Source organism: Candidatus Methylomirabilota bacterium, assembly GCA_036005065.1.
In the GTDB taxonomy this organism is placed as follows: domain Bacteria; phylum Methylomirabilota; class Methylomirabilia; order Rokubacteriales; family DASRDR01; genus DASYQW01.
This window is the reverse complement of the sequence record DASYQW010000075.1, coordinates 1-10,499: the sequence shown is the minus strand read 5'-3', so window position 1 is coordinate 10,499 and position 10,499 is coordinate 1. Positions and strand designations below refer to the sequence as shown.

Genomic DNA, 10,499 nt, shown 5'->3' with positions numbered 1-10,499 from the left:
GATGCGGCCCGGGCCGATCCCCGTCGCATCCCGTCGGGCGGCGCACTGCCGCACCCGCGAGGGCACGTAGGGTGGCCGGCCGCGAGGCGGTGATGCTCGTCTTCCGCGGCGACGCGGACGGCGGCGAGTTCCGGGAGTACCGGACGCCGGTGGACGAGGGCATGGTCGTCCTGGACGTGCTGCACAAGATCCAGGCGCACCAGGCCAACGACCTGGCCATTCGCTGGAACTGCAAGGCCGGGAAGTGCGGCTCGTGCAGCGCCGAGGTGAACGGGACGCCGCGGCTCACCTGCATGACGCGAATGAACATCTTCCCCCCGGATCAGCCCATCAGCGTGGCGCCCCTGCGGACCTTCCCGCTCATCAAGGACCTGGTGACGGACGTGTCGTTCAACTACGAGGTGGCCAAGCGGATTCCCGCCTTCCACCCCAGACCCCCGGAGCCGGACGGCACCTACCGGATGATGCAGGAGGACATCGACCGCGGGCAGGAGTTCCGCAAGTGCATCGAGTGCTTCCTCTGCCAGAACGTCTGCCACGTGATCCGAGACCACGACGACCACAAGAAGCGCTTCGCGGGGCCGCGGTTCTTCATCCGCCTGGCCGAGCTGGAGATGCACCCGCTCGATACCCACGATCGGCGCGGGCTGATCAAGGACATGGCCGGGATCGGGCTGTGCAACATCACCAAGTGCTGCACCGAGGTCTGCCCCGAGCACATCAAGATCACGGACAACGCGATCATCCCGCTCAAGGAGCGCGTCGTCGACCAGTATTACGATCCGATCGTGTGGGTCCTCCGCAAGCTCCGAGGCCAGTAGCCGTCGCCGGTCGTCATTCCCGATCACGCCCATGAGGATCCACGAGTTCCAGGCCAAGGCGATCCTCAGAGAGTTCGGCGTCCCCGTGCCGCGCGGGGAGATGGCCGACACGCCGGCGGCCGCCCGCGCCGTGGCCGAGCGGCTCGGGGGCCGAGTGGTGGTGAAGGCCCAGGTTCACGCCGGCGGCCGGGGCAAGGCGGGCGGCATCAAGATCGCCGCCGGGGCCCCCGAGGCCGAGGCGGCCGCCCGCCAGATCCTCGGCATGCGTCTCAAGACGCCGCAGACACCGCCCGAAGGCATCGTCGTCCAGAAGGTCCTGGTCGAGGAAGCGTTCGCGGTGGCCAAGGAGCTCTACCTGGCGGTCACCGTGGACCGTGAGGCGGCGGCGCCCGTCGTGATGGTCTCGGAGGCGGGCGGGATGGAGATCGAAGAGGTGGCGGCTCGCTCGCCCGAGAAGATCCAGCGGGCCCCCACCGATCCCGCCCTCGGCCTCCTCCCGTTCCAGGTCCGGCGCCTCCTCTTCAGCCTCGGCCTCGACGGCGACCTGGGGCGGGCCGGCGCGGCCGCCATCGGCGGGCTCTACATGGCGTTCGTGGCCCGCGACTGTTCGCTGGCGGAGATCAACCCGCTGGTGGTGACGGCCGACGGGCGCCTGCTGGCCCTCGACGCCAAGCTCGCCTTCGACGACAACGCCCTGTTCCGCCACCCGGAGATGAAGAGCTTCCGCGACACCAACGAGGAGACCCCCCTCGACGTCGAGGCCGCCAAGTTCGGGCTCAACTACATCAAGCTCGACGGCGACGTGGGCTGCATGGTGAACGGCGCTGGACTCGCCATGGCGACCATGGACATCATCAAGCACGCCGGCGGGGCACCGGCCAACTTCCTCGACGTGGGCGGGGGCGCCAACGCTACCCAGATCGAGAACGCCTTCCGGATCCTGCTGTCCGACCCGAACGTGAAGGCCGTGCTCATCAACATCTTCGGCGGCATCCTCCGCTGCGACGTGCTGGCCGATGGCATCATCCGGGCCGCCCGGACGCTCGGCATCACGGTGCCGGTCGTGATCCGCATGGAGGGAACGAACGTCGAGGAGGGCCGGCAGATGCTTCGGGCGTCCGGCCTGAACTTCACGACCGCCGACGGAATGCAGGACGCCGCCGAGAAGGTCGTTCGCCTCGCGCGAGGCCGGTCGGGGTGAGCGTCCTGGTCGGCCGCGAGACGCGCCTGCTCGTCCAGGGGATCACGGGCCGGGAGGGGTCGTTCCACGCCCAGCGCTGCCGCGAGTACGGCACCCGGGTGGTGGCGGGCGTCACTCCCGGCAAGGGCGGCACCACCCACGAGGGCATCCCGGTCTACGACACGGTGGCGGCCGCCGTCGAGCAGCAGCAGGCCACCGCGTCGCTGATCTTCGTCCCGCCGGCCGCCGCCGCCGATGCCATCATGGAGTCCGCCGACGCCGGCCTGGAGCTGATCGTCTGCATCACCGAAGGGATCCCGACCCTCGACATGGTCCGGGCCAAGGCGTTTCTGGCCGACCGGCGGTCGCGGCTGATCGGTCCGAACTGCCCGGGGCTCATCACGCCGGGCCAGGCCAAGGTCGGCATCATGCCCGGCCACATTCACAAGCCGGGGCCGGTCGGCGTGGTCTCGCGGAGCGGCACGCTCACCTACGAGGCCGTCCACCAGCTCACGGGACTCGGCATCGGGCAGTCCACCTGTGTCGGCATCGGCGGCGACCCCATCATCGGCACCACGTTCGTGGACGTCCTGCAGCTGTTCCGGGACGACCCCGAGACGACGTGCGTCGTGCTGATCGGGGAGATCGGCGGCACCGGCGAGGAAGCCGCCGCCGCCGTGGTCGCCAAGGGCTTCGGGAAGCCCGTGGTCGCGTTCATCTGCGGCCAGACGGCGCCGCCGGGGCGACGCATGGGACACGCCGGCGCCATCATCGCCGGCGGCAAGGGCACCGCGGCCGAGAAGATGGCCGCTCTGGGCCGGGCCGGAGCCCGGGTCGTCACGAGCCCGGCGGACATCGGGCGGACGGTGGCCCAGGTGCTCGGTGGCCGCTGAGGAGCTCTGGGACCAATCGCGCGCAATGCGAAGCCTGAGCGCTACGCACATGGTGGTCCGCTGAGATGGCCGTCGAGCGGACGCTGGTCATCGTCAAGCCGGACGCCGTTCGTAAGGGCGTGGCCGGTCAGGTCATCGCCCGCCTCGAGGCGGCCCGGCTCCGGATCCTGGCCATCCGGATGGTTCATCTGACGGTGGGCCAGGCCGAGGGGTTCTACGCGGTCCATCGGACGCGCCCGTTCTTCGGGAGCTTGACCCGGTTCATGAGCGACGGATCCTGCATCGCGATGGTGCTGGAGGGGGAGAGCGCCATCGCGCGTGTCCGCGAGCTGATGGGTGCCACCAACCCGGCCCAGGCGGCGCCGGGCACCATCCGGAAGGACTTCGCCGAGTCGATCGAGGCGAATGCGGTCCACGGCTCGGATTCGCCGGATTCGGCGGCGTTCGAGATCCCCTACTTCTTCCCCGGCCTCGATCTCCACGGGCGTTGACCGGGCTCCCTCCCGTGCGCCGCGCGGTATGGCTCCTGGCCGTCGGGCTCGCGGTGGCCACTGCCGCCGGGACCGGTGCCGCCGAGCCCAAGCGGGTCAAGGTCGGCGTCCTCAAGCTCACGTCGTCCACCCCGATCTTCGTCGGCGTCGAGAAGGGCTTCTTCCGCGACGCCGGTGTGGAGCCCGAGCTCGTCTACTTCCAGGCCGCCCAGCCGGTCGCGGTCGCCATCGCCTCCGGCGACCTCGAGGTGGGCGCGACCGGCCTCACCGCCGGGCTCTACAACATCGTGGCGGGCGGCGAGAAGCTGTGGGTGGTGGCGGACAAGGGACGGGAGTGGGCTGGCTATCCTCTGACGGCGCTCGTCGTTCAGAAGGGCGGACCCATCCAGTCGGTGAAGGACCTGCGGGGGAAGAAGGTCGGGATCACCCAGCTCGGCTCTACCTTCCACTACATGCTCGGAAACCTGGTCGAGCGGGAGGGGCTTGCCCTGGGTGACGTCGAGCCCGCGCCGCTCCGGACGCTCGGCGCCATGGCCGAGGCGCTCGAGGGGAAGCGCGTGGACGCCATCCTGATTCCGCAGCCGTTCGCCGGAACTGCGGTGGAGAAGGGGTTCGGCCGGATCCTGTTCTGGGTCGGGGACAGGCTCCCGTACCAGGTGGCGGCGATCTTCTACTCCCACAGGTTCGCCCAGGACCGGGAGCGGGCGGTGGCCTTCATGAAAGGCTACCTGCGCGCCTCGCGTCATTACTTCGACACCGTGCTCGCCGTCAAGGACGGCAAGCCGGCTCCCGGACCCGGCTATGACGAGGTGGTGGCCATCACAGCCAGGTACACCGAGGCCAGGCCTGAGATCATTCGCGTCGGCTTTCCCTATCAGGACCGCGACGGCCGGCTCGACGTGACCGACATCGGGCGACAGCTCGCCTGGTATCACAAGACCGGGATGATCACCCGGAGCCTCGCCTCCCGCGACCTCGTCGATGGCTCCTTCCTGGAGGAAGCGCTCCGGGCGCTTCCCCGCTGACCCGACGTGCCCGGCCGGCGAGTGAGTCCTTTCGGCAAGGTGCTGATCGCCAATCGCGGCGAGATCGCGGTCCGCGTGATCCGCGCCTGTCGCGAGGCCGGGATCGCCACCGTCGCCGTCTTTTCCGAGGCGGACCGGGAGGCCCTGCACGTGCGGCTGGCCGACGAGGCCCATCTCGTGGGCCCGGCGCCGGCGATCCAGAGTTACCTTGCGATCGACCGCCTGGTCGAGATCGCCGTCCGCAGCGGGGCCGAAGCGGTCCACCCGGGCTATGGTTTCCTCGCCGAGAACGCTCGATTCGCCGAGGCGTGCCGGGCGGCGGGCCTCACGTTCGTCGGGCCTCCGGCCGGCGCGATCGCGACGATGGGCGACAAGGTCGCGGCCCGTCGAGCGGCCTCGAGCTGCGGTCTCGCGCTGGTGCCGGGGTCCCGCGAGCCCATCGGGAGCGACGCCGAGGCCACCCGCCTGGCGCAAGAGCTGGGATATCCCGTGATGATCAAGGCGGCGCTCGGGGGGGGCGGCAAGGGGATGCGCTTGGTCGCGGGCCCCGGTGAGCTCGCCTCGGCCTTGCGCCTGGCCCGCTCCGAGGCGACGTCGGCCTTCGGTGACGCGGCGGTCTACCTGGAAAAGGCCCTCCCCGAGCCGCGACACGTCGAGGTCCAGATCCTGGCCGATGCCCACGGCCAGGTCGTGCACCTCGGCGAGCGCGAGTGCTCGATCCAGCGCCGGCACCAGAAGCTGATCGAGGAGGCGCCCTCCCCGCTGGTCGACGCCGCCCTCCGGAACGACATGGGCGAGGCGGCCTGTCGGCTGGCGGCGGCCGTCGGCTACCAGAACGCCGGCACCGTGGAGTTTCTGGTCGACCAGGAGCGCCGGTTCTACTTCCTCGAGGTGAACACGCGCCTCCAGGTGGAGCACCCGGTGACCGAGCTCGTGACGGGCGTCGATCTCGTGCGCGAACAGCTCCGCCTGGCGGCGGGCGAGAAGCTCGGCTACACCCAGGACGAGGTGACCACGCGGGGCTGGGCGCTCGAGTGTCGGATCTCGGCCGAGGACCCGGCGGCGGGCTTTCGCCCCTCGCCCGGGCGGATCACCGCCTGGCGCCCGCCGGCCGGGCCGTGGGTGCGGGTCGACGCCGGCGTGTACGAGGGCGCCGAGGTCCCGCTCTACTACGACCCGCTGATGGCCAAGCTGATCGTGTGGGGCCGGGACCGCGGCGAGGCCATCCGCCGCATGGCGAGCGCGCTGGCCGAGTTCGCGGTCGCCGGGGTGCAGACGACGATCCCCTTCCACGTCGCGGTCATGCGGCACCCCGAGTTCGTCGCGGGTCGGCTGTCGACCGCGTTCGTCGAGCGGATGGGCCCCACCGTGACCCGGGGCGATGCCCGGGCGTCCCGCATCGCGGTGGTCGCCGCGGCCCTCCACGCCTACCGGCGTGCGCGACAGATTGCGGCCACTCCGCCGCCGACCGCCGGGCCGTCGCGCTGGGCGCTGGCGGCCCGGCCGGCCGCTCGCCGCTTTCCCCGGTAGCGCCGGTGCGCTTCAACGTGACGGTCGCCTCCGAGTCGCTGCCCGTCGAAGTGGTCGAGGCCGCGGACCAGCGCGGGCGCTATCGCGTGCGCCTCGGAGACCAGTGGCTCGACGTCGATGCCCGGCTGTCCCCGGGCGGGCCCGTCTCGCTCCTGATCGATGGGCGGTCGTACCTCGCCGATGTCCGTGAAGAGAACGACGAGGTCGTGGTCACGATCGGGGGCGCCAGTCATCGCCTCCGGGTGGCGGAAGCCGGGCGCTCCGCCGGGCGCCCGGGTGGGCGGGTGGCGACCGGCTCGGGCGAGCGGCTCGTGGCCCCCATGCCGGGGCGGGTCGTGGCGATCCACGTCCGCCCGGGCGACCGGGTCGAGCCGGGGACGCCCCTGGTGGTGCTGGAGGCCATGAAGATGGAGAACGAGTTCCGCGCGACGACGGCCGGTGTGGTCACCGACGTGGCGGTCACTCCGGGGCAGCCGGTGAACGCCGGTGACCTGCTGGTCGTGGTTGGTCCCGGGCGCTAGGTCATTTCGGGGGGTCTCGGAAGCCCCCCCGATGCCCCCCCGTCGTGGCGGCGGCGAAGCCGCCTCTCGGAGCACTCCTCGATGCACCGCGCGCTCGGTGGTCGGCGCCGGGTTACTCCGACACACTCCTGGACATCAGGAAGGGGGCGCGGCCCTCGTCTCGTTTCTCGCCAGCAGCAACGCTGCCAGCACGAACAAGGCCGACGGGTGTAGCAGCAAGCGGTCCAGTGATGAGTCGACGTGCCACTTGAGATCGTGGGGGGTCAGGACGAGGGCCACGACGGCGAATCCGAAGCTCGCCGTGGCGAGCGCGGCCGCGGCGGTGGCCAGTCGATTGCGCCGCTCGGGACCGGCCGCCCGGATGATCCCGACGGCAAGGAGGCCCACCAGGCCCTCTCCGAGAAGCGGAAACCGCGTGAGGACCTCGGGCAGGGCGCCAAGGATCACGCCCAGGCGTCCGGGGAGATCGCCGAACACCTCGGGCCATCGGATACCGTGAAACGCGCCCTCCAGTCCGATCCACTTCGCCCAGGACGCGTGGAGAACGGCTGGCGCCAACACCAGCAGCGGAGACCAGCGCCTCGGGGCCGGTGGCCCGGGCTCGCCGGAGGGGCGGTGGGCGACGAGGGCGGCGACGCTCGCCAGCGCGCCGAACACCAACCCCTCCTGCTTCAGAAGAGAGAGGACCAGCACCGAGATCCAGCCGACGAGCTGGTAGCCAGGGGTGAACAAGGCCAGAAGGGCCAGCACGAAGAACAGCATCACGAAGCCATCGACGTACCCGCCGGCACACAGCGTCTCCACCGAAAAAAAGAGCGCCACGGTGAACGCGGCGCCCGGCCATCGTCCGAGCGCCTTTCGGGACAAGATCCAGATCGGGGCCAAGACCGCCGCCAGCAGCACCGGGATGCCGAGACTGGCCAGGCGCTCGTTATAGGCGGGGCTGAACGAGCTGAATTGAGCGATCCAGCCGGGGAACAGCAGAGGGTACGTGGTGTGCGACCACTGGGCTTCGGGGCGTAGCGCATCCTGGGTCGAGAACCGGCCATGGGTGAAGATCTGTCTGGCGTGGAAGAACCAGATCGAGCGACCGTCCCACATCACGATGGGGAATCGGGCCACCCGAGCCAGGAAGGCGGCGAGCGCCGCCGCCGCCAGGAGGTTCTCAGGGTTCCGGCGGCCCGCCGCCACCGCCCCCCGAAGGACTTCGGGCCCTCCGCGGCGGAGCACCTGAGCGGTCGCCGCCACGAACAGGGCCATACCGAGCATGCCGAGGGCCATCCGTGGCAGTCTGATCTGCAGCCAGGTCGACACGGAGCCGAGTACGCCCAGGAAGGCCGCGCAGATCAGGATGGCCAACGGGCCCGGCCGCTCACCATCCGCAGGCCAAGACCGCCGGACAACCCGGAGGAGCCCCCAGCCAAGCCCGGCGGCGCCGGCGAGACACGCCAGGAACTGGAGCCACGAGAGCTCGAAGCTCTCATCGGGCGGAGGACGGCTCGCGGCCGGTCCGAGCGGCCCGGCGATGGTCGGCGGGCCCTGGAGGTAGAGAACCTTCTCGGAGCCGAACCGCGCCAGCTCCTTGGCCGTCGGGTCGCTCGGCGGAGCGTTCTCGGCGAGCGTGAGCACGTGCGGCGAGGCGTTGTCGACGATGCGCGGATACAGCCCCTCGGTCAGTCGCTGCGACAGGAATGGGTCGGCCCAGACATTGGGGTCGAGCGCGACCGCCACGCCTCTGGGCAAGAAGGCGTCGAGGCCGGTACGGATCTGGTCGATCGGAACGCGGTTGAAGCCGTAGACGATCCGCCGCTGCTCATAGGAAAGACCGTCGGGAAGGACGGCCCGGGCGGTGTTCGTCCAGAAGGCCGTGTTCCAGGCCGAGTGCCACAGGAGCAGACCGGCCAGCACGAGCCCCAGCCACCCCACATTCTCGTGAGGTCCAGGCGAGGTCATCGGGCAGTCACTCCAGGTCATTTCGGGGGGGTCTCGGAAGACCCCCCCGATGCCCCCCTGTCGTGGCGGCGGCGAAGCCGCCGCTCGGAGCACTCCTCGATGCATCACGCGCTCGGTGGTCGGCGCCGGGTTACCCCGACGCGACTCTAGCATGATCCGGTGGCTCGTGGTCGCGCCGGCGGCGCTGGCGCTCACGGTCCTGGTGACGTGGCCGCTCCCGCGCTGCTTCGCCACCTGCCTCGGCGCCTCCGAGGACCCGCTCGTCTCCCTTTACTTCCTCCAGTGGGTCGTCCACAGCCTCACCACCCCGGGCGTGCGACTCCTGGACGCCGGCATCTTCGCCCCGTATCCGCGCACGCTGGCCCTCGGCGAATACATCCCGACCTTCGCGGCGGTCGCCGCTCCCGCGATCCTGGTCACGGGGAACCCCGTGGTCGGCCACAACGTCGCCCTGGTGGCGGCGTACACCCTGGCCGGCCTCGGGGCCGGGGCGCTGGCGTGGCGCCTGCTCGGGGCGGCGGGCCCCGCGCTTCTCGCCGGCATCGTCTTCGCGTACTCGCCGCGCCTCCTCCACCAGGCGCACAACCTCCAGACGCTCTCGACGCTGTGGTTCCCCTGGCTCTTCCTGGCCCTCGAGCGCTTTCTCGCCCGGCCGACCTGGGTCGCGGCGACTCTGCCGGCCGGGGTCGCGCTCCTGCTGGCGGGCTCCAGCATGATTGCCTTCATGTTCGCCGCCGTGGCGGCGGTGGTGTTCCTCGCCACGGCGGTCGCCTGGGGTGACCGCCCGCTCGGGCGCGGCCACCTCCTCCGTCTCGTGGGGGTCGGGGTGCCGACCGCCGCGCTGCTCGCCGCCTACGTGGCGCCCTACCGGGCGGTGGCCCGGGAGTGGGGGCTCAGGCGCTCCCTCGCGGAGGTGGAGCGCTACTCCACCGTGTGGGGAGACTATCTCGGGGTTCCGCCGGAGCATTTCCTGCACCGGCTGGTGGGCTTCGGGCGCGTCGTGGACCTCGACCACGAAGCGCTCTTCCCCGGGCTCGCCGTGGCCGGGCTGGCGGCGCTGGGTCTCGTCGCGGTGCTGCACGAGCGGGACAGCCTCCGGGCGCGCCTCGCCCCGTACGTCGCGACGGCGGTGGCGGCGGCAGTCTTCGCCTTCGGCCCCACCGGCTCGACCCGGTGGGGATCGGTTCCGCTGCCCTACACCCTGCTGTACGCGGCGGTGCCCGGGTTCGACGCGATCCGGACCCCGCGGCGCTTCGCCGGGTTCGTCGCGCTCGGACTGGCCCTCCTGGCGGCGACCGGCGCCGCCGTTCTCGTCCGCCGCCTGCGTCCGGGCTGGCGGGCGATCGTCCTCGTCGGCCTGGCCGCCCTCATCCTCCTCGAGTCCATCGGCGTGCCCTTTCCGGGCACGATCGAGCGGGTCGACTGGGCCGCGCTCCATGATGTCTACGGGTGGCTCCGCGCCCAGGACGCCCGGACGATGGTGATCGAGCTGCCGATGGGGAAGGACTGGGACAAGCTGGCCGGCGCCGCCCGGCACCTTCGCCGGACGGTCAACGGCGCGTCGAGCTACGCCCCCCCTCACTACGACGAGCTCGTCGCCGCCATGGCCGGATTTCCCGATCCGCGCTCGGTCGCCCTGATCCGGGCCCTCCGCGTGGATCTCGTCCTCGTCGATCGGCGCTGGCTCGATCCCGACCGGGCTGCGGCGCTGGGGGCGCTCGACGCCACGTTCCGGGTGGAGCGGTCGACCGCGGCCCACCTCGTGTACCGGGTCACGCCCGCGGCGCCGCCCGGCGTCGACACGCTCGAGGCGACCGCCGAGCTGGCTCCGCCGGACCCGGACGGGCGGTGGCAGGCGTGTCTGACGCTATGGAATCCCGGCCCCGGGTTCGTGGCGCTCTACCCGCTCCACACGCTGCGCCTTCGCGTCGAGAGCGACCCGGCTGGCGCCACGGTGGCCGCCGGACGCCGGCTCCCGCTCGACCTCGCCCCCGGCGCCCCCCACACCGAGTGCGTCGGCCTCCCGGTGCGCCCTTCGGGGTTCCACGTCCGGGGCGAGGTGGACGGAGCCGGCCATCGTCACCG

9 protein-coding genes are annotated in these 10,499 nt (G+C 71.5%); 8 read left to right on the top strand and 1 reads right to left on the bottom strand.

What is annotated here, in order from left to right:
- Nucleotides 1-92: 92 nt before the first annotated feature.
- From VGW35_05925 to VGW35_05895, 7 genes are all read left to right on the top strand, one after another.
- Nucleotides 93-821 carry a succinate dehydrogenase/fumarate reductase iron-sulfur subunit gene (locus VGW35_05925; protein HEV8307187.1) on the top strand — a complete coding sequence of 243 codons (729 nt, stop codon included), beginning with the start codon at nt 93-95 and terminating at the stop codon, nt 819-821.
- A 31-nt stretch (nt 822-852) separates the two neighbouring features.
- Entirely contained in the window at nt 853-2,022 is a 1,170-nt protein-coding gene (gene sucC, locus VGW35_05920; GenBank protein HEV8307186.1) for an ADP-forming succinate--CoA ligase subunit beta, read from the top strand.
- Nucleotides 2,019-2,894 carry a succinate--CoA ligase subunit alpha gene (gene sucD / locus VGW35_05915; GenBank protein ID HEV8307185.1) on the top strand — a complete coding sequence of 292 codons (876 nt, stop codon included), beginning with the start codon at nt 2,019-2,021 and terminating at the stop codon, nt 2,892-2,894. The genes sucC and sucD overlap by 4 nt, the downstream gene beginning before the upstream one ends.
- Before the next feature lie 65 nt (nt 2,895-2,959).
- Nucleotides 2,960-3,385 (top strand): nucleoside-diphosphate kinase, encoded by a 426-nt coding sequence (ndk, locus tag VGW35_05910; protein ID HEV8307184.1) that lies wholly within the window; start codon nt 2,960-2,962, stop codon nt 3,383-3,385.
- 14 nt (nt 3,386-3,399) lie between these two features.
- On the top strand, nt 3,400-4,410 hold the full coding sequence (locus VGW35_05905; protein ID HEV8307183.1) for an ABC transporter substrate-binding protein: 1,011 nt from the start codon (nt 3,400-3,402) through the stop codon (nt 4,408-4,410).
- 21 nt (nt 4,411-4,431) lie between these two features.
- Nucleotides 4,432-5,940, top strand: a complete 1,509-nt coding sequence (accC, locus tag VGW35_05900; protein HEV8307182.1) for an acetyl-CoA carboxylase biotin carboxylase subunit — start codon at nt 4,432-4,434, stop codon at nt 5,938-5,940.
- Between the two features lie 5 nt (nt 5,941-5,945).
- The gene (locus VGW35_05895; GenBank protein HEV8307181.1) at nt 5,946-6,461 is read left to right on the top strand and encodes a biotin/lipoyl-containing protein; all 516 of its coding nucleotides are present in this window, start codon (nt 5,946-5,948) and stop codon (nt 6,459-6,461) included.
- A 135-nt stretch (nt 6,462-6,596) separates the two neighbouring features.
- On the opposite strand, the gene VGW35_05890 is transcribed toward VGW35_05895, so the two are convergent.
- Nucleotides 6,597-8,414, bottom strand: coding sequence for a hypothetical protein (locus VGW35_05890; protein ID HEV8307180.1), 1,818 nt, complete (start codon nt 8,412-8,414; stop codon nt 6,597-6,599).
- A 151-nt stretch (nt 8,415-8,565) separates the two neighbouring features.
- On the opposite strand from VGW35_05890, the gene VGW35_05885 reads away from it, so the two are divergent.
- A partial coding sequence (locus tag VGW35_05885) for a hypothetical protein (protein ID HEV8307179.1) occupies nt 8,566-10,499 on the top strand: 1,934 nt, incomplete at its 3' end.